This is a genomic window from Shinella sp. SUS2 (assembly GCF_001262505.1).
In the GTDB taxonomy this organism is placed as follows: domain Bacteria; phylum Pseudomonadota; class Alphaproteobacteria; order Rhizobiales; family Rhizobiaceae; genus Shinella.
Map to the genome: position 1 here is coordinate 157,815 of NZ_KQ410733.1, position 18,632 is coordinate 176,446.

Sequence of the window (18,632 nt, forward strand, 5' to 3'; positions counted from 1 at the left end):
CTTTTTCGCCCGCACCAGTGCGGGTCGTTCTTTTCACAATAAAACATCAACTCGGGACGGGCTCTCCGTTCCCACCCAGAAGAGGCTGACATTCGAGCCACTCCCAGAGATAGGAAGCAAGCCCCCTGTCGATATGAATCCGCAGGCTCCCGGTGTCGGCGTGCCGGTAGATCGTCGCCATCATCCCTGCAAACGACATGGCGGCGCAAGGCCCGGCATTGTCCGGGTCGAGGGTCGTTCCGCGCGCGAGGAGGTCGCGAACACCGTCTCCTTTCGCTTCGATGACGCGGAGGGCGGCGCTGACGGTCGTTGCGGCCCAGCCCTCGTCGTGCCATCCGTCTGCCAACTCCCCAGACGAGATCCCGACGACCAGCAACCGATCGCGGGCAACACGCACGACATAGCGCTCGCCAACGGCAAGCCCCAGCGCGCCGATATCCTTGCCGAGATCATGACGGGCGAGAAACCGCTCGACATCACCGCTGACGAGGCGCTGCGTGAGTCCGGCGACAGTCCCGATCGTGAGGTTGGGGCCGGCGAGACGGGCAAGCGTCCAGTCTGGTTCGGGGCGCCATTTCGCGAACACGTCAAGCATGGAGGCGGTTTCCTTCCGCGTCGAAGGCGCAGGGGGAGATGATGCGGGCGCGTCTGATCTCCCGGAGATGCTGCAGCTCGATGATCTCACCCATACGGGAAAGACCGCGCTCGATCAGCCCCAGCGCGATCGGCGTCTGCAGCGCCGGGCTGAAATAGCTGGAGGTGACATAGCCCGTGCTGCGCAGGCTGCCCGCCTCCCGTTCGATGCCGTGCGCCCCGGTCGGCAGCACGCCCTTGCCGTCGATGGCTTCGAGGCCGACGAACTGCCGTCGATCCAGGCGCGCGGCGTCCTCTGTGATGAGCGACCGGCGACCGATGAACTCGATCTTCTTGCGCTCCAGCGGCGCGGTGAGACCGAAATCCATCGGGCGGCTCGTTCCGTCGGTGTCCTTGCCAATGACGATGTAGCCCTTTTCGGCACGCAGGATCATGAGGGCTTCGAGGCCGAGCAAGGTGGCGCCGAAGGCCTCGCCTTCCCGCCGCAGCCGCGCCCAGAGTGTCGCGGCATGGTCGGCGGGCACGGAAACCTCGTAGGAACGGTCGCCGGTGAAGCTGACGCGGGCGATCCGTACGGCGACGCCTTCGAATACGCCGGCCGCCACGGCCATGTGCGGCAGGGCCGCATCATCAAGCGGAACGTCGAAGCCGATGGTTTCCATCAGTGCTCGTGCACGCGGTCCGGTGACGGTCAGCGTCGCCATTTCGGCCGTCGCGTTGTGGATGAAGACCCGTCGCCTGTCGTAGCGGTCCTGACGCCACTCCTCCAGCAGGGCGTGTACGCCGGCCACGTGTGAGGAGGAGCAGGAAACGACGAAACGGTTCTCGTCGAGCCGCACCAGCACGCCATCGTCATAGATGTTGCCACCTTCCGTGAGGATGAAGCCGTAACGGCAGCGGCCGGGCGGGAGCGTCGACACGGTATTGTAGTAGATGAAATCGAGGAAAGTGGCGGCATCCGGGCCGATCACCTCGATCTTGCCGAGCGGCGAGCCGTCGAAGAGCGCGACACCCTGGCGGGCGGTCTTTGCTTCTGCCTGAATGCGCGCCTCCGCAGCGCCGCCGCCATAATAGGCGGGGCGCAGCCAGCCGCCATAGTCGCGGAAGACGGCACCCTCGGCGCGGTGCTGCCTTTCCAGCGGCAGGCGGCGGAGCGGGTTCATGCGCGTGCCGGAGCGGGCGCCCGCGAAGGACGCGAGCGGGACCGGCGCAAAGGGCGGGCGGTAGGTCGTCGTGCCGACCTCGGGAATGCGGCGACCGGTGATCTCCGCCATCAGCGCCAGGCCATTGACGTTGGAGGTCTTGCCCTGGTCCGTCGCCATGCCGAGCGTCGTGTAGCGCTTCAGATGCTCGACGGAGACGAAGTTTTCCCGCACGGCGAGTTCCACGTCCTTGGCGGTGACATCGTTCTGAAGATCGATCCAGACCCGTTCCTTCGCGCCCGGTTTCGGCCAGGCCGCGATGATGCCAAGCGTCCGGTCGGCGCCCTCTGTCAGGTCTGCGGGAAGGCCGAAGTCACCGGCGGCGGCCCCCGCAACCGCAACGCCCTTGACCGGCCGGCCGGGGACGAAGGCGAGGATGTCGTCGCGCCAGTCGAGCTTGCCCTGCGCCTGGCAGTAAAGGTGCACGGTCGGCGTGAAGCCGCCGGAGGCAAGCACGGCATCCGCTTCCAGCATGCTGCCGTCGGAAAGCCGGACGGCACGGACGGCGCCGCGGCCGCTGGCGGAAAGCACGGTGCGTCCCGCCAGAACGCGGAGGCCGGCGAGTGACGATGCATCGGCGCGATAATCGACGACGGTCACCTCCGCCCCGGCCGCGGCCAAGGCCTCCGCCGTCTCGTAGGCAAGGCCGTTGTTCGTCGCGACCACGACCTTGCGCCCCGCGGCGACGCCGAAACGGCGAAGATAGACAAGGGCGGCTTCCGCCGACATGATGCCCGGCAGGTCGTTGTTGCCGAAGGGAAGCGGCCGCTCGATGGCGCCGGTGGCGAGCACGATCGATCCGGCGCGGACCCGCCAGAGACGGTCCGTTGCGCCATCTTCCCCCTTCTGGTGAAGGCCGACCAGATGATGGTCGTAGATGCCGAAGGCCGTCGTTCCGGTCAGCACGAGAGCTCCGGCCTCGGCCAGTTCCCTAGCCACGTCTGCCGCCCATTCGAGGCCGGCTTTGTCCTCGATGGTCGCGGTGCGGAAAAGCAGGCTGCCGCCGACCTCCCGGCCGTCGTTGCACAGGACGACGCGTTTGCCGGCATGCAGCGCCTTGCGGGCGGCCAGCAGACCCGCCGGGCCAGCGCCGACCACCAGCATGTCGCAATGGTGGTTCACCTGCTCGGCGAAGGCGGGGCCTTGTACGGCCGCGTCCAGCACCCCGAGGCCTGCCATCTGCCGGATACGCGGCTCGAAGAGGTGCCAGTCCGGGAACATGAAGGTCTTGTAGTAGAAGGCGGCTGGAATGAAGCGCGAGAAGGCATCGAGGAAGGCGTGGCGATCCTTCTGCGCGCTCGGATCGGCATTCACGCTGCGCACCGCCATGCCATCCACGGCGCGCGCCTGCGTTGCCCGCGTGTTCGGCATACCGCCGGCGATGTCGACCAGAGCGTTCGGCTCTTCGACGCCGGCGCCCCAGAGGCCCCGAGGGCGGTGATACTTGAAGCTGCGGCCGAGCACAGAGACCCCGCCGGCCAGCAGTGCCGAAGCCACCGTATCGCCGACAAAACCCTCGACCGCGCGCCCATCGAAGGAAAAGCGCAGCCGCCGTGAACGGTCGATGGCGGAGCCGCCCTCAGTGCGCCATGCCGTCATGGCCGTCTCCCTCTCCCAGCGCGAAGGACTGTGCCACGCGGTGATTTACGGTGTCCCGTTCCATACGGAAGACCTCGCCGCAGGTCATGTGCATCCAGATCTCGCTTGCCTGTCCGCGCGGATTGTTGCGCGCGTGCAGATAGCTGCTCCATTCGCCGTCCGTCACGGCGCGAAACCCTTCGGGGCGGTGATTGCCGGCATCGCCGCCGAAGTGGAATTCGCTCTCGCTTCGCGGGCCGCAGAAGGGGCAGGGAAAGAGCTGCATGGGTTGCCTCCTAGTGTGCGATGCCGGAGCCGGCGGCTTCGTCGATCAGGCGGCCGCGTGCGAAGCGGTCGAGATCGAAGGGGCGGCTGATGTCGTGGTGCTTGCCCGTCGCCAGGAGATGGGCGAGCAGCGTGCCGCCGGCCGGAATGGCCTTGAAGCCACCCGTTCCCCAGCCGCAGTTGAGAAAGAGGCCGGGCAGCGGGCTCTCCCCGAGGATGGGCGATGAATCCGGGGTCACGTCCACGATGCCGGCCCATTGCCGCATCAGCCGGAGCTGGCGGAACGAGGGGAACATTTCCAGAAGGCCCGCGACGACGTCTTCCAGCACCGGCAGGTTGCCGCGCTGCCCATAGGACGGGATCCGGTCGAGAGCGCCGCCGATGACGAGCTCGCCCTTGTCCGACTGGCTGGCATAGGTACCGGTTCCGGGAGAGAGTACGACCGTATCGAGCGCCGGTTTGATCGGCTCGGAAACGCAGGCCTGCAAGGCATAGGAGGTGATCGGCAGGCGGAAACCGGCCTTGGCCGCAAGATGCGAGGAATGGCCGGCGACGACCATGCCCGTGCGTTCGGCGCGGATCTCGCCGCGGCTCGTCCTGACGCCGCGGCAGTGCCCGCCCTCGATCAGGAAGTCCTCCACCTCGCAGGACTGGATGATGTCGACGCCCAGCCTGTCGGCGGCGCGGGCGTAACCCCAGGCGACCGCATCGTGGCGCGCCGTCCCGGCCCTGCCCTGCCAGACGCCGCCGAAAACCGGATAGCGCGCCGCGGGCGAGACGTTGAGGAGCGGCAGCACGCGCCGCACGGCTTCCGCGTCGAAGAGTTCGGCATCGGTGCCGTTGATCTGCATGGCGTTGACCGTCCGCGCCGCCATCTCCATCTCCGCTTCGCTATGGGCAAGCGTGATGATGCCGCGCTGGGAGAGCATGATGTTGTAGTTGAGGTCCCGGCCGAGCGTTTCGTAGAGACGGAGCGCAAGGTCGTAGAGCGCCGTGCTTTCGGGAAAGAAGTAATTCGAGCGTACGACGGTGGTGTTGCGCCCGGTGTTGCCACCGCCCAGCCAGCCTTTTTCAATGACCGCGACATTGCGGATATTGTGCGTCCTGGCGAGATAATAGGCTGTCGCAAGGCCATGTCCGCCGCCGCCGATGATCAGGATGTCGTAGCGCGGCTTGGGCTGCGGCGAGCGCCAGGCCTGCTGCCAGCCCTTCTGCCCCTTGAGGCCTTCCTTGAGAAGCGAGAATGCGGAGTAGTGTCGTGTCATAGCGCGCCGCCCCATGCGCGGCCCTGCGACAACAAGGCTGAGTGCTGCTTCATGCGCTGCCCCATGGTTGAAAGACCACCCCCCGAGCCATCCCTGCTCGACGGATCCTATGCGTATTCTCTCTGTACACTAATGTCCAGAAGATTGCGATGGAATGCACACTTTGGCGAACCTCGTGCGGAGGATCGCCTTAAAGGCCGTAAATCGCGAAGCGTACAAACATGTCCATTGTTCAGCCATCCGGCTGAACGCGCCGCATCAAGGTTTCGAAGGCTTCGACCTCCTCGTCCGAAGCCGTGCGGCCCGTGAAACTGAGGAGATAGGGCCTGAGAAGGCGCAGCCGCATTTCACGGTCATCGCGCATGCCGAGCGTGTAGTGGCCGATCTGCGTGAAATAGAGGACGCGCGCGCGGATGAAGGCCTCGTCCTCCGGGTAGCTGTAGCGCTGGAACATGCGTGCGACAGCATCGACGCGCTGGTCGTCCGCCTGATCGACGACGTTGCGTACCGACGCATCCACCTGTGCCCAGGAGCGGACTGCGGCGTCGAGGCGGGGGCTGAAGAGGCCGGGATCCACCCAGCATTCGAAGATGTGGCATACGGCCTTCGTGACCGTGAGCGCGGGGCGCAGCGCTCGTTCGATGATCGGACTGGTGTTCTTGCGCAGCCAGTGTTCGAGAAGCTCCCGGTGCAGCTCCTGCAAATCGGCGAAGAACCAGTAGAAACTGGACCGCGACACGGCGAGTGTCTTCGCCATGACCTGGATCTTCACATTGGCAATGCCCTCTTCCACAAGCGCTGCAATGCCCGCCTCGATCCAGGCCTCCCGCGTCATGCGGCCGGCCGCCTGCTTTCCGGCAGACGCTTTTGTCCTCGGGGGGCTCGCAGTGCTCACGGCGTCTCCTTCTGGCAAGCCCGGCGTCCGACGGCGAGCGCGGGATGTTGCGCACGGCAAGAGGGATATCAAGTTCGCGACGAGAATCTACCCTGTTGGCAGAGCCCGCTGCGGGAAGCGCTGAGGGTTCCCGGCACTGCCGTATCGCCTCGAACAGTTCAGCGCCAGAATTTCTTTGCATCGAGCAAGTCGTCCAGCGCGGCCTGCGAACGCCCGATCAGCTTCGCCTTGTCACGCGGCCGATACGCCTGTTCGCCTTCCTCCAGTGCAGTAAGACCATATCTTGCCGCGATCTGCGGGCCGGTCACAAGGTCGTTCAAGGCACCGAGCTGATCCTGCAGGCGCTCCATTGCGTCGGAGAAATGTGCGAGGCGGCGCTGCCCGCGCTTGTCGTCGAACAGGCAGCCGAAGAACTCGGCGGCATAGCGCAACCTCTTGGCGTCCTTGCGGATCTGGTGCCGTTCGTCATCGGTCAAGCCGGCGAGGTCCCTGCCATTCTTCTTCAGCTTCCTTCGCAGCTTATCGAGGGCACGCGCGGCAAAGTCGACCACCGGCTCGCCGAGTACGGATGCCTGCAAGTAATCCCCGGACTGGAGCCACTCGTTGAAATCGATCATGAGAACCCGGGCCTGGGGCGACGACAGCGCGGCGAGCGCGGCTTCTTGGGCGGTATTTTGTGCCTGCCGGAGTGTTGCGTCGGATGCGGGCGATGTCGTCTTCGCCATCAGCACATCGAGATCGCGGGCGTCGCCCAGCAGGCGGGCGAGCCAGCGAAACGCGTCGGACAATCGCTCCGCCTCGCCCCCGAGATGGGGCCTGAACACCGAGAACGCGGTGCGCAGCCGCCGCAAGGCGACCCGCGCCTGATGAAGGGCCTCTTGCGCGCTGTGCCGGCGACGCAGGATTGTTTCGTTGAGCCGGAACTGGCGAAAGCAGGATCCGGCGATCACGCGAAAGGCGTGCCCTGCGGTGTGGCCTGTTTCGAGGTGAATGGGGTCGGCCTTGATGGCAACGGGGGCCGCATCGAGAAGGCGATAGCCGCGTTCGGTTTTGGATTGGACGCCGATCGCAACCGGTATGGTCGCTTCGATCTTCCGTGCCAGCCGGAACAGGTCGGCCGGCTTGCCGCCTTTCAGCTCAAGGTCCAGTTCGCAAACGGCGAGCCGCCGTTCCCCCGCGATCACCTCGCCGCGATCGGCAGAAACATCGATATGGGACCCATTCTCGGTCGCGGTCCAGGTCTGGCGGACGATATCAACCTCAAACAGGGGGCAGAGCGCAGGGACGATCGTTCCGAACCTCGAGGCCAGGGGCGCTGCTTCGTCGAGGACCGGCTCCAGCGAGGCCACGGACATTTCCCATTCCGGCCGGATGAACAGGGGGGCGGCGGGGCCGGTTGCCTTGATGGTCTGGACGAGTGATGTCCCCGTCCGGCGTATGCGAAGCGAAAACCCCGCCTTTTCGAGACTGTTCTCGGCGGTGTCGAAATAGGTCTCGTGCCGCTTGATGGAGCCGACCGGCTCACCGAGCAGTCTTGAGGCGAGGAGAGCTTCGAAATCCTCCGATGTGACGTCCAGCTTCAGCTCGATCTCCGGCATGCTCGTCTCCCGCTGTTGCTCGAAGCCGGCCGGCGGAAGGCGGACCGCTTCGAAGCGGTTCGGGGCCCGATGGCGCAAAGCAAAGGCACGTCAGGATACGGCCCTGCGCTTGAGAGGCAAGTCGGCGAAAGAGACATGAAGTAGACGCAGCCTCGCGACCCGCTCCGCGGCGGCATGTCAGCGAACACCCCGGCTGATCCGAACCATCCGTTTTGCCGATGGGAGGAAGTGGAATCCTCCTCCCATCGGTTGCACGAAAGGACCGGCGTGTCAGCCCTTGCGGGTCACGAGCCGGGTATCGAGATAGGCCTGCAGCGCTTCCGAGCCTCCCTCCGTACCATGGCCCGAATCCTTGATCCCGCCGAAGGGGACTTCGGGCAGGGCGAGGCCGAGATGGTTGATGGAGACCATTCCGGCCTCCACCTCGTTACCGAGGCGCGTCGCGGTGGCGCTGCTGCGCGTGAAGGCAAAGGCGGCAAGGCCATAGGGCAGGCGGTTCGCCTCGCTGATCGCCTCTCCGAGATCACCGAAGCGGTTGACGACAGCGACGGGGCCGAAGGGTTCCTCGTTCATGATGCGCGCCGCTACCGGCACGTCGGCCAGCACCGTCGGCTCGAAGAACCACCCTTCATTGCCGATGCGGCGGCCGCCGGTCGTCAGCTTTGCACCGTGTTCGACGGCGTCGCCGATCAGGCTTTCCAGCGCCGGGATGCGCCGATCGTTCGCCAGTGGCCCCATCTCGATATCGGCATCAAGGCCGTTGCCGACCCGCACCGCCTTCGCTCCGGCCGTAAAGCGCTCGGTGAAGGCATCGGCGATCTTCTCCTGGACGAGGAAACGCGTGGGCGAAACGCAGACCTGCCCCGCATTGCGGAACTTGTTGCCGACCATCAGGTTCACGGCAAGGTCGAGGTCCGCATCCTCGGTGACGATGACGGGCGCATGGCCGCCAAGTTCCATCGTGGCGCGCTTCATGTGTGCGCCGGCAAGCGCGGCGAGCTGCTTGCCGACAGGCGTGGACCCCGTGAAGCTGATCTTGCGGATGACCGGATGCGGGATGAGGTATTCCGAAATCTCGGCCGGAACACCATAGACGAGATTGATGACGCCGGCCGGGATACCCGCGTCCGCGAAGGCCTTGATGAGGGCCGCGGGCGATGCCGGAGTTTCCTCGGGCGCCTTGACGATGATCGTGCAGCCGGCGGCAATCGCTGCGGAAAGCTTGCGAACGACCTGGTTGATGGGGAAGTTCCACGGCGTGAAGGCGGCGACAGGCCCGACGGGCCGCTTCAGGGTGATCTGCAGCACATCCGGTGCGCGGGAGGGGATGACCTGTCCGTAGGCGCGCTGTGCCTCGCCGGCAAACCACTCGATGATATCGGCGCCGGCCAGCGTCTCCATCCGTGCCTGCGATACCGGCTTGCCCTGCTCCAGCGTCATCGTGACGGCAATCTCGTCGGCGCGCTCGCGCAGGATATCGGCCGCGCGGCGCATCAGCCTCGCGCGCTCGTAAGCCGATGTCGCGCTCCACTGCGGGAAGGTGCGGTCGACGGCCGCCAGCGCTTCGTCGAGATCCGCCCGATCCGCCCAGGCGACGGTGCCGATCGGCTGGGCCGTCGCCGGGTTGAGAACCGGAATGGTCCGTCCGCCGGAGGCCGGCCGCCAAACACCGTCGATGAAAAGCAATGTGTCAGGATAGGTCGTCATCGTAAAATCCTCATTCGTATCATACGCGGTTCGCATCGGCGCGGCCGAGCTGGAACATCGGCCCGCCGCGCCTTCGCGGAAAGCCATAGCCGTGGACTTCGACGAGGTCGATATCGGCGGCGCTTGCGGCGATGCCTTCTGCGAGGATCGCCTGTCCCTCCTGTGCCATCGCGGCCATCAGTCTGGCAACGATTACCTCGCCGGCCATGTCCGTTCGCGGCCCCATGAGTGGTGCGAGAATCCGCTCGGCCTTGGCGGAGGGCTGCGGTCGGCGGTCGCCGGGCGCGTAGTCGTACCACCCGCCACCGGTCTTCTGGCCCTTGCGCCCCGCCCGCACCAGCAGATCGCCCGGCATGTCCGATACGGGTTCGCCCCGCTTGCGGGCCGCCTCGCGATGGAGAAAGGCAATATCGAGGCCCGCCATGTCCTGCATTTCGAATGGTCCCATGGCAAAGCCGAAGCCGCGCATCGCCGCGTCGATGGCGGCGATACCGACGCCATCGCGAACCAGCGCCTCCGCTTCCGTCCGGAACCTTCGGAGGATGCGGTTGCCGATGAAGCCGTCGCAGATGCCCGCGCGCACGGGGATCTTGCCGAGGCGCCGGGCGATTTCGAAGGCCGTCGCCAGCACGCCCGGCGCCGTTTCCGGTGTCGGTACGATTTCGAGGAGTTTCATGACATGCGCCGGACTGAAGAAATGGAGGCCCAGGAAACGCTCCGGTTCCGGCAGGCCTTCCGCGATCAGCCGCGGGTCGATGTAGGAGGTGTTGGTCGCAAGAATGGCATCCGGCCGGCAGAAGCGCCCCAGCTCGGCGAAGACGGCACGCTTGACGGCGAGCTCCTCGAACACGGTTTCGATCACGACGTCGCAGCGCTCCACGCCGCCATAGCCGATGTTCGTTTCGAGACGGCCCAACCGCTCGGCCACCTCTTCGCCCGTTGTCTGTCCCCGGCGCTGCGATGCCTCGAAAAGGTTTGCGAGCGTTTCGCGTGCCCGTGAAACGCCGGTAGCGTCCTGCTCGACAAGCACGACGGAGAGACCGGCATTGAGAAGGGCGGCGGCGATCCCGCTGCCCATCGTCCCGCCACCGACGACGCCGGCGGTGTCGACCGGTCTCGGCGCTGTCCCGCGGATATCCGCCGGTCGCATCGCTGCGCGCTCGGCGAAGAAGAGATGGCGCAGGGCGGCGGCCTCCTCGCTTCCGCGCAGCGAGAGGAAGGTCGCCCGCTCGCATGCCAGACCGGCCGCAGCACCTTGCTCGACCCCGCATTTGAGGACCTCTAGTGCCTGCAGGGGCGCCGAAGCACCCTTCGCGCGCGAAGCGATCCTCTGTTCCGCTTCCGTCCAGATCTCTTGCGCCGGTTCGGATAGCGGACGATCGAGGCTTGGCAGAGGCAGGGCCTTGTCGAGCGCCACGCGCACGAAGGCAATGGCGCCCGGCAGCAGCGGTTCCTCGACCATGGCATCGACCAGTCCGAGCCGTACAGCCTCTGCGGCGTCCAATGTATGGTTCTCCGCAACGACCCGGATCGCCTCGGCAATGCCGATCACCCGCGGCAGGCGCTGCGTGCCGCCGGAACCCGGAATGATGCCGAGATTGACCTCCGGCAGGGCGAAGCGGGCGGTTCCGGTCGCAATTCTCATGCGGCATCCGAGCGCCAGCTCCAGGCCGCCGCCGAGCGCCGCACCGCGGATCGCCGCAACCCATGGCTTTGCCGCCCGCTCGATCCGGGCGACGACATCGGGAAGGAACGGCGGCTCCACAGGGCGGTCGAATTCGGTGATATCGGCTCCCGCGACGAAGAGGGCGCCGGCTCCTGTGAGGATGACGGCCCGGATCGCCGGATCCTTGTCGAACGCCTGGGCCAGGGTCAGCAGCCGTTCCCGCGCGGCCGCGTTGATGGCGTTGACCGGCGGATTTGCGATCGTGACGATCGCGATTCCACCGTCGATATCGATGTTGACGGTCATCTTGTTTCCCGGTGTTGCAGGCTCGTATCGTGCGGCCGCGCGCCTATGCGATCGCGCTTTGGGCGGGCAGCGGCGACGGCGCGCTCTTGATATCGTGGCAGGTGACGACGCCGGCGCGCACCAGGTTTTCGATCTGCGCCTCCTCGAAACCCAGCACGTCGCGCAGCACGCTACGCGTATCCTCGCCGAGAAGCGGCGGCGCCTTGGCATCGGCATGTGCCTGTGCGGCAAGTCCGTGCGCGGGCCGGATCAGCGAGACCGTGCCGAGTTCCGGATGCTCGAGGCGCTGTACGACGCCCCGCTCCGTCACGCTCGGGCTCTGGAGTGCTTCGGACACGGACTTCACCTGTCCGGCCGGCACGCTCGCCGCAAGGCAGGCGGCAAGCCAGTGCTCGCAGGTTTCCCCGGCGATGATCGTTGCGAGGAGCGGCAGCAGCTCGTCCCTGTGCACGGCGCGCTGATGAGAAGTCACGAACCGCGGATCGCGGGCAAGGTCCGGCCGGTCGATCACCTTTTCACAGAAATCGACGAACATGCGGTCATTGCCGACGGCGAGCGCGAACGTGCCGTCGCTTGCCGCGAAGATCTGGTAGGGCACGACCGTCGGATGCGCGTTGCCGTAACGCACCGGCTCCACGCCGGCGTTGAGATAGCCGGTCCCGACGTTGATCAAGAGGTTGAGCGTGGCATCGAGCAGCGCGACGTCGATATACTGCCCGGTACCCGTATCCCGGCGCTGGTAGAGCGCGGCGAGGATCGACTGGGTGGCGACCATGCCGGCCACCACATCGGTGAAGGCGACACCGAGCCGGTTTGGGGGGCCATCCTCCTCGCCCGTGATCGACATCAGGCCGCTTTCCGCCTGCATGATGAAATCGTAGCCCGGCCGGTCACGCTCGGGGCCTGTCTGGCCGTATCCGGAAATCGCGCAGTAGACGACGCCCGGATTGATCTTCCGGATATCCTCGTAGCCGATACCCAGTCGCTCCACGGTGCCGGCGCGAAAATTCTCCACCACGACATCGGCTCTGGCTGCAAGGTCGAGTACGATCTGCCGGCCTTCCGGTGTCTTCAGGTCGAGCGCGATGCTCTGCTTGCCGCGGTTGGCGCACAGATAGTAGGTGCTGACCCCCTTGAAGTTCGGCACGGACCAGGCGCGCGTGTCGTCGCCGCCCTTGATGTTCTCTATCTTCCAGACCTCGGCGCCGAGATCCCCGAGGCTCATGGTCGTCCATGGTCCTGCAAGAACGCGTGTCAGGTCGAGCACACGGATACCCTCGAGCGGCAATCTCAACTGCGTCATTCCATTCCTCCAGGCCCGCTCTTCTCGCGAGCCGACAAACCGGTCTCCATGGCATTCGGAAAGTGGCACGCGACCGAATGGCCTTCCTCTCGTTCGTTCAGCGGCGGCTCCACCTCCGCGCAGACCTTCTGGGCGATGGGGCAGCGCGTGCGGAAGCGACACCCGGACGGCGGATTGAGCGGGCTCGGCAGGTCACCCTTCAGCACGATGCGCGAGCGGCTGCGTTCCAGCGCCGGGTCGGCGAGCGGCACGGCGGACATCAGCGCCTGGGTATAGGGATGCATCGGCGCCCGGTAGAGCCGGCGCTTTTCGGCGATCTCGACGATCTTGCCGAGATACATGACGGCCACCCGGTGCGAGATGTGCTGCACGACGGACAGGTCATGCGCAATGAAGACATAGGCCGTACCGAAATCCCGCTGGATATCCTTGAGGAGGTTGAGCACGCCCGCCTGCACGGAGACGTCGAGCGCGGAGACCGGCTCGTCGAGCACGAGCAGTTCCGGTTTCAATGCCAGTGCCCGGGCGATCACCACGCGCTGGCGCTGGCCGCCGGACAATTCGTGCGGATAGCGCTGGCCGTGTTCCGGGTTGAGGCGGACGAGGTGGAGCATCTCGGCGACCCGTTCCTTGCGCCCGGCCTGCGAGAGGTCGCTGATGCGCAGCGGCTCGGCAATGTTTTCGGCAACGCGCATGCGCGGATGCAGCGATGCGTAGGGATCCTGGAAGACCAGCTGGATCTTCCGGCGCAGCGCGCGCATCTCGGCGGGGTTCGCCGCGTTGATATCGCGGCCGCGGAACAGGGTCTGCCCGCCGGAAGGCTCGATCAATCGCAGGATGCAGCGGCCGAGGGTGGACTTGCCGCAGCCGGATTCACCGACCAGCCCCAGTGTTTCGCCGGGCTTGACGTCGAAGGACACGCTGGTCACAGCGTTGACCTGGGCAATCTCGCGCTCGAAGATCAGCCCGCCGGTGACGGAGAAGCGCTTCGAGAGGTCCCTGACGGAGAGGATGGGGTCCGGCCCGGTCATGCAGCGCTCCCGACAGGAAGGGTGGCGAAATGGCAGGCCGCCCGGTGGTCGCCCTCCGTGCGGACGGGCGGCGGCATATGCTTGCAGATATCCTGCGCCTGCGGACAGCGGGGATGGAAGGCGCACCCGCCAGGCAGTTTGCCGAGGGGCGGCGGCGCGCCGTCGATGGAGAAGAGCCGCTCTTTCTCCTCTGCCATGTTGGGGATCGAGGCGATAAGACCTCGCGTATAGGGATGGGCCGGCCGCGCGAAGAGGGCACCGACGCTCGCCTGTTCGACGACCTCGCCCGAATAGACGACAGCGACCCTGTCGGCATGCCCGGCGAGCACGCCGAGATCATGGGTGATCAGGACGAGCCCCAGGTTCAGCCTGCGCCGCAGGTCCGTGAGGACGTCCATGATCTGCGCCTGCACGGTCACGTCGAGGGCGGTCGTCGGCTCGTCGGCGATCAGGAGATCGGGGTCGTTGGCCACGGCCATGGCGATCATCACGCGCTGGCGCATGCCGCCGGAAAATTCGTGCGGGTACTGGTGGATGCGCCGGTCGGGCTGGGGAATGGCGACGAGGGCGAGCAGTTCGGCTGCGCGATCCATGGCAGCTTTCTTCGAGACGCCGGCATTGTGCAGCCGGATCGTTTCGGCGATCTGCGCGCCGACCGTCATCACGGGATTGAGCGAGGACAGCGGATCCTGGAAGATCATGGCGATGCGTGAGCCGCGCAGGGCACGCAATTGCGCGATGGGCATGCCGACCAGCTCGCGCCCCTTGAACCGTGCCGATCCGCTGACAGAGGCGGTCTTCGGTTGCAGCCCGAGGGCGGAGAGCATGCCGACCGACTTGCCGGAGCCGGATTCACCGACGATGCCCAGCACCTCGCCGTGATCGACCGCGAGGCTGATGCCGCGCACGGCCTCGAAGGATTGCCCGTGGCGGGTGAAGGAGACGCGAAGGTCGCGAACGGCAAAGAGCGGTTCCTGTTGCATGGTGCGCCTCATTTCGACTTCGGGTCGAAGTAGTCGTGCAGGCCGTCACCGATGAAGTTGAAGCCGAGCACGATGGTCAGGATGGCAAGGCCCGGCCCGAGGGCGACCCACCAGGAATAAAACTGCGCTGCACCGTCGGAGATCATCGAACCCCATTCCGGCGTTGGCGGCGTGGCGCCGAGGCCGATGAAGCTGAGCGAGGCGGCAAGCAGGATCACCTGGCCGAGATCCATCGTCGCGCTGATCAGCACCGGCGTCCAACAGAGCGGCAGGATGTGCTTGAAGAGGATGCGGCCCTTGCCGGCACCTGCCGCGACCGCAGCCTCGACATGCTCGCGCTCCCGGATCTCCAGAACCTGCGCACGCATCAGGCGGGCATAGACAGGCCACCAGACGATCACCATGGCGACGGTCGCATTTTCAAGGCCGGGGCCCAGCGAGGCCGCCACGGCCATGGCGAGGAGCATCGGGGGGAAGGACAGGGTGACGTCGACGAGCCGCATGATCGCCGAGCCGAGCAGGCCGCCGGCATACCCGGAAATCGCGCCCAGCATGGCCCCGATCGTGACGGAGAGAGCGACCACGACGATGGCGATCGGGATCGAGTGCTGTGCGCCGTAGAGGGTTCGGCTCAGGACGTCCCGCCCGAGCGCGTCGGTCCCCAACCAATGGCTCCAGCTCGGTGCCTGGAGCCGCCGGCCGACCATGTCGAGCGGGGCATAGGGGCTCATCAGCGGCGCGAGCAGCGTGACGGCGAGCCAGAAGACCACGATCGCGATGCCGATGGCGAGCGGGATCGACAGCCATGCCGGCCGGCGGAAAGAAACGAGGGTCGCAGCGATCATGTTCTTACCCCAGGCGCACGCGCGGATTGGCGATGACATAGGCGATGTCGGTGATGAGGTTCGTCAGCAGGAAGACGACGCCTCCGACGATGGTGACACCGATGATGGCGGGAAAATCGAGACCGCGCGCCGCCTCCACCGCGTAGGACCCCATGCCCGGCCAGGAGAAGATCGTCTCGGTCAGTACGGCTCCTGTGAGCAGGTAGGCGAAGGAATAGCCGATGACGGTCAGCGTCGGCACCAGCGTGTTGCGTAGCGCATGGCGCACCACGACACGAAGCTCCCCCGCCCCCTTCGCACGCGCCGTCAGGATGAATTCCCGGTCCAGCACCTCCAGCATGTTGGCGCGCACCAGCCGCGATATGGTGCCTGCGACGGCCCAGCCGAGCACGAAGGCCGGCAGGATCAGATGCCACAGCGCGTCCAGAAAGAGCCTCACGTTCCCGGCGATCAGCGTGTCGATGGTCATGAAGCCGGTGACGGAGGCCGGAGGGGTTGCCCGCGGATCCAGCCGGCCGGGGCCGGGCAGGACGCCCCATTTGACCGAGAAGACATAAAGCAGCGCCAGTCCCAGCCAGAAGACGGGAATGGACGATCCGAACAGGGCGAAGAAACGCGCCGCATGGTCGATGACCGTATTGCGGAAATAGGCCGCCAGAACGCCCAGCGTGATACCGATCGCCGAGCCGATGACCATCGCGGCAAGAACGAGTTCCATCGTGGCCGGCAGGCGGAAGAACACGTCCTGCGCGACGGGCCGGCGTGTGATGAAGGAGGTGCCCATGTCGCCGGACAGAAGATTGCCGACATAGATGACGTAGCGTTCCGGCAGACTGCGATCGAGCCCCCAGCGCGCCTTTGCGGCGGCCACTGCCACCGGATCGTTCATCTGCCGGTCCGACACGATCGCCGTCAGCGGGTCGCCCTTCGTCACGGTCGTGAGCAGGAAGGCGAGCGTCACGATGCCGAGAACCAGGAAGGGCATCGCGACCAGGCGTCGCAGAATGTATCGTGTCACAAATCGCGTCCTTTAACCCGTGTGCCATCCCGTGCCGATCGGCGTATGGGGAGATTGATGCAGGCATTATTGACAACAGGCGAAGCGGACGTCAACATAAATGAAATTATATTCCATTTACGGCAGATCGACAGATCGCGAAAATCCGCTATGGCTCCAGCAGCGCTGACACGAAAGGCAAGACATGCGTAAACGGACCAAACCGGCAGACGGCAGCGAAGGCGCGGAGGGCGGGAATTCCGCCGCTTCGCTGACACGCGGGCTGGAAATCCTGCGATCGTTCACCGCCGACGACGCCACGCTCGGCAACCAGGACCTTATCGAACGGACGGGCTTGCCGAAAGCAACCGTCTCGCGCCTGACCTCGACGCTCGTCGGCCTCGGCTATCTCCACTACGACGACATGCTCGGCCGCTACAGCATCGGGCCCGCGACGGTGTCCCTCGGCTACTCGGCGCTCAGCTCCAGCGCCGTCATCCATATGGCAAGGCCCCTGATGCAGGAGCTGGCGGACCAGACCGGCGCAGCCGTGGCGCTCGGCACGCGCGACGGGCTGGAAATGGTCTATCTTGCCAATTGCCGCTCGATGAGCCCGGTTTCGCTGCGCCTCAATGTCGGCTCGCGCCTGCCGATCTACCGCACGGCCATGGGCCTTGCCTATCTTGTCGAAATGCAACCGGACATTCGCCAGTCCGTCGTCGGGCAACTGGTCGTGGCCGAGCCCGAAAGGGCCGAGGAACTCGACCGTCTTGTGACGAACGCAATCGAGGACTACCGGCGCGACGGGTTCATCAGCGCGTTCGGCAGCTGGCACAGTTACATCAATGCCGTCGGCGTCGCCTTCCGGCCGACGGATGGCTCGCCCCTCGTCGCCCTCACCTGCGGCGGGATTGTCGATATCCTGTCGCGCAACCATTGCCGGGAAACCGTCGGTCCCGGGCTGCTCCGGCTTACGCGCCGCCTGCGCGCGCGGCTTGCCGGGGAGCCCGATCCGTTCCCCACCTCGCAACGACCACCCACCTGGAAAACCTCAGCCGAATAGGCTCAAGCCTCAAGGGATCCCCCAATGCCCACCCATGTCGTCTATCCGAAGGTCAGTCTCGAAATGTCGAGCGGCCGTATCGCCCGCTGGCTTGTTGCAGAGGGCGAAACCGTTCGGCAGGGGCAGGTGCTTTTCGAGATCGACAACGACAAGGCCGCCGTCGAGGTCGAATCCCCTGCGTCCGGCGTCATTCACACCCTTGTTGAAAGCGAGATCGAGGTGGATGTCGGGGCGGATGTCGCCCGCATCTATGGCGATGGCGAAGCCTACGGCGGGATGGAAATACAGGAAGTCGAGACCGGGGAAGCCGTGACCGAGGCGAGCCGAGCCATTCTCTTGCCGGGCGCGCGGCGAAGCGGGCGCGGCCCCAACCCCACTCCCCTCGCCCGCCGCATCGCGCGCGAACATGGTATCGTGCTGGATGGCCTCACCGGTACCGGTCCGGGCGGGCGGATCCAGAAGACAGACGTCGTTGCGAGGGTCGGCGATGCCCGCCGGCCGGCAACAATCGAGATGCCCACCGTTCTGCCCGCGGTCCGAAAGGATGGCAGTCCTGCGCCGCTGAATGCGACCTGGCTGCGCAAGGGCGACGGCCTGCCTGTCGTGCTTCTCCATGGCTTCAGCGCAGACCTCAACAACTGGCGCGGCATGCTCGCCGGCGCGCGCGCGGACTGGCCGGCGCTGGCGGTCGACCTTCCTGCGCACGGCCGCTCGCCGCATGCGATCCCCGACGACCTCGACCGGATGGCGGCAACCATCGAGGCGACCGTCGCGGCAGAGCATGACGGCCCGCTCGTGCTGGCCGGTCATTCCTTCGGCGGGGCGCTGGCGGCGCGGCTGGCAAGCCGCGGGCAGCTGGATATCCGCGGTCTCTGCCTTGTCTCTCCCGCAGGCCTCGGGCCTGAGATCAACGGCGCCTTCGTTGCGGGCGTGTTACGCGCGCGGCAGCGGCAGAGCCTGAAGCCCTGGCTCGACCTTCTGGTGCACGATGCCGCCGTCATCTCGCCGGCCTTCCTGCAGGCGGTGGTGCAGCAGCGTGACGACACGGGCCTGACGGCGGCGATGGGGGCCTTTGCCGAGCGGTTCTTCCCGGATGGAACGCAGTCGATCTCCATCCGTGACGATCTCGCTCGCCTGTCCCAGCCGGTGCGCATCGTCTTCGGCCGGCAGGACCGTATTCTCCGCTTTAGTGCCACGGTGGGCCTTCCCGGCAATGTCGGCCTGCATGCCGTCGATGCGTGCGGGCACATGCCGCATCTCGAATATCCGGCGCTGGTAATGAAGATCCTCGGCGAAGTCCGCAGAAGCGTCTGA

General features: G+C 66.1%; 15 protein-coding genes. 2 read left to right on the forward strand and 13 right to left on the reverse strand.

The features are described 5' to 3' along the window. Positions 1-46 precede the first annotated feature (46 nt). From AKG11_RS19355 to AKG11_RS19415, 13 genes are all read right to left on the reverse strand, one after another. A complete protein-coding gene (locus tag AKG11_RS19355; protein WP_050745107.1) occupies positions 47-595 on the reverse strand; it encodes an aminomethyltransferase family protein in 549 nt (182 codons plus the stop codon). Further along, a complete protein-coding gene (locus AKG11_RS19360) occupies positions 588-3,395 on the reverse strand; it encodes a 2Fe-2S iron-sulfur cluster-binding protein (protein WP_050745108.1) in 2,808 nt (935 codons plus the stop codon). Before AKG11_RS19360 ends, AKG11_RS19355 begins: the two co-directional genes overlap by 8 nt. Further along, entirely contained in the window at positions 3,376-3,660 is a 285-nt protein-coding gene (locus AKG11_RS19365; RefSeq protein WP_050745109.1) for a sarcosine oxidase subunit delta, read from the reverse strand. The genes AKG11_RS19360 and AKG11_RS19365 overlap by 20 nt, the downstream gene beginning before the upstream one ends. A 10-nt stretch (positions 3,661-3,670) precedes the next feature. Next, complete coding sequence (locus AKG11_RS19370; protein WP_050745110.1) at positions 3,671-4,924, reverse strand: sarcosine oxidase subunit beta family protein; 1,254 nt, start codon at positions 4,922-4,924, stop codon at positions 3,671-3,673. A 232-nt stretch (positions 4,925-5,156) separates the two neighbouring features. Continuing rightward, positions 5,157-5,819, reverse strand: a complete 663-nt coding sequence (locus tag AKG11_RS19375) for a TetR/AcrR family transcriptional regulator (RefSeq protein ID WP_245290170.1) — start codon at positions 5,817-5,819, stop codon at positions 5,157-5,159. 158 nt (positions 5,820-5,977) lie between these two features. Further along, positions 5,978-7,417: a CYTH and CHAD domain-containing protein gene (locus AKG11_RS19380; protein ID WP_050745164.1), complete on the reverse strand. Its 1,440-nt coding sequence runs from the start codon at positions 7,415-7,417 to the stop codon at positions 5,978-5,980. Positions 7,418-7,687: 270 nt separating this feature from the next. Beyond that, positions 7,688-9,124 carry an NAD-dependent succinate-semialdehyde dehydrogenase gene (locus AKG11_RS19385; protein WP_050745112.1) on the reverse strand — a complete coding sequence of 479 codons (1,437 nt, stop codon included), beginning with the start codon at positions 9,122-9,124 and terminating at the stop codon, positions 7,688-7,690. Positions 9,125-9,143: 19 nt separating this feature from the next. Further along, on the reverse strand, positions 9,144-11,096 hold the full coding sequence (locus AKG11_RS19390) for a 3-hydroxyacyl-CoA dehydrogenase NAD-binding domain-containing protein (RefSeq protein WP_050745113.1): 1,953 nt from the start codon (positions 11,094-11,096) through the stop codon (positions 9,144-9,146). 43 nt (positions 11,097-11,139) lie between these two features. Next, the gene (locus AKG11_RS19395) at positions 11,140-12,399 is read right to left on the reverse strand and encodes a CaiB/BaiF CoA transferase family protein (RefSeq protein ID WP_050745114.1); all 1,260 of its coding nucleotides are present in this window, start codon (positions 12,397-12,399) and stop codon (positions 11,140-11,142) included. Continuing rightward, on the reverse strand, positions 12,396-13,430 hold the full coding sequence (locus AKG11_RS19400) for an ABC transporter ATP-binding protein (RefSeq protein WP_050745115.1): 1,035 nt from the start codon (positions 13,428-13,430) through the stop codon (positions 12,396-12,398). The genes AKG11_RS19395 and AKG11_RS19400 overlap by 4 nt, the downstream gene beginning before the upstream one ends. Next, positions 13,427-14,425 (reverse strand): ABC transporter ATP-binding protein, encoded by a 999-nt coding sequence (locus tag AKG11_RS19405; protein WP_050745116.1) that lies wholly within the window; start codon positions 14,423-14,425, stop codon positions 13,427-13,429. The genes AKG11_RS19400 and AKG11_RS19405 overlap by 4 nt, the downstream gene beginning before the upstream one ends. After that, positions 14,422-15,258, reverse strand: coding sequence for an ABC transporter permease (locus tag AKG11_RS19410; protein ID WP_050745117.1), 837 nt, complete (start codon positions 15,256-15,258; stop codon positions 14,422-14,424). The genes AKG11_RS19405 and AKG11_RS19410 overlap by 4 nt, the downstream gene beginning before the upstream one ends. Before the next feature lie 4 nt (positions 15,259-15,262). Continuing rightward, positions 15,263-16,276, reverse strand: coding sequence for an ABC transporter permease (locus AKG11_RS19415; protein WP_023516671.1), 1,014 nt, complete (start codon positions 16,274-16,276; stop codon positions 15,263-15,265). A 184-nt stretch (positions 16,277-16,460) separates the two neighbouring features. Between AKG11_RS19415 and AKG11_RS19420 the strand changes: the two genes are divergently transcribed. Both AKG11_RS19420 and AKG11_RS19425 read left to right on the forward strand, forming a co-directional pair. Further along, positions 16,461-17,318 (forward strand): IclR family transcriptional regulator, encoded by an 858-nt coding sequence (locus tag AKG11_RS19420; RefSeq protein ID WP_050745118.1) that lies wholly within the window; start codon positions 16,461-16,463, stop codon positions 17,316-17,318. 24 nt (positions 17,319-17,342) lie between these two features. After that, entirely contained in the window at positions 17,343-18,632 is a 1,290-nt protein-coding gene (locus AKG11_RS19425) for an acetoin dehydrogenase dihydrolipoyllysine-residue acetyltransferase subunit (RefSeq protein ID WP_050745119.1), read from the forward strand.

Coding starts and splice junctions, on each gene's coding strand:
- AKG11_RS19355 (WP_050745107.1), bottom strand. CDS start 595: ATGCTTGACGTGTTCGCGAAATGGCGCCCCGAACCAGACTGGACGCTT.
- AKG11_RS19360 (WP_050745108.1), bottom strand. CDS start 3,395: ATGACGGCATGGCGCACTGAGGGCGGCTCCGCCATCGACCGTTCACGG.
- AKG11_RS19365 (WP_050745109.1), bottom strand. CDS start 3,660: ATGCAGCTCTTTCCCTGCCCCTTCTGCGGCCCGCGAAGCGAGAGCGAA.
- AKG11_RS19370 (WP_050745110.1), bottom strand. CDS start 4,924: ATGACACGACACTACTCCGCATTCTCGCTTCTCAAGGAAGGCCTCAAG.
- AKG11_RS19380 (WP_050745164.1), bottom strand. CDS start 7,417: ATGCCGGAGATCGAGCTGAAGCTGGACGTCACATCGGAGGATTTCGAA.
- AKG11_RS19385 (WP_050745112.1), bottom strand. CDS start 9,124: ATGACGACCTATCCTGACACATTGCTTTTCATCGACGGTGTTTGGCGG.
- AKG11_RS19390 (WP_050745113.1), bottom strand. CDS start 11,096: ATGACCGTCAACATCGATATCGACGGTGGAATCGCGATCGTCACGATC.
- AKG11_RS19395 (WP_050745114.1), bottom strand. CDS start 12,399: ATGACGCAGTTGAGATTGCCGCTCGAGGGTATCCGTGTGCTCGACCTG.
- AKG11_RS19400 (WP_050745115.1), bottom strand. CDS start 13,430: ATGACCGGGCCGGACCCCATCCTCTCCGTCAGGGACCTCTCGAAGCGC.
- AKG11_RS19405 (WP_050745116.1), bottom strand. CDS start 14,425: ATGAGGCGCACCATGCAACAGGAACCGCTCTTTGCCGTTCGCGACCTT.
- AKG11_RS19410 (WP_050745117.1), bottom strand. CDS start 15,258: ATGATCGCTGCGACCCTCGTTTCTTTCCGCCGGCCGGCATGGCTGTCG.
- AKG11_RS19420 (WP_050745118.1), top strand. CDS start 16,461: ATGCGTAAACGGACCAAACCGGCAGACGGCAGCGAAGGCGCGGAGGGC.
- AKG11_RS19425 (WP_050745119.1), top strand. CDS start 17,343: ATGCCCACCCATGTCGTCTATCCGAAGGTCAGTCTCGAAATGTCGAGC.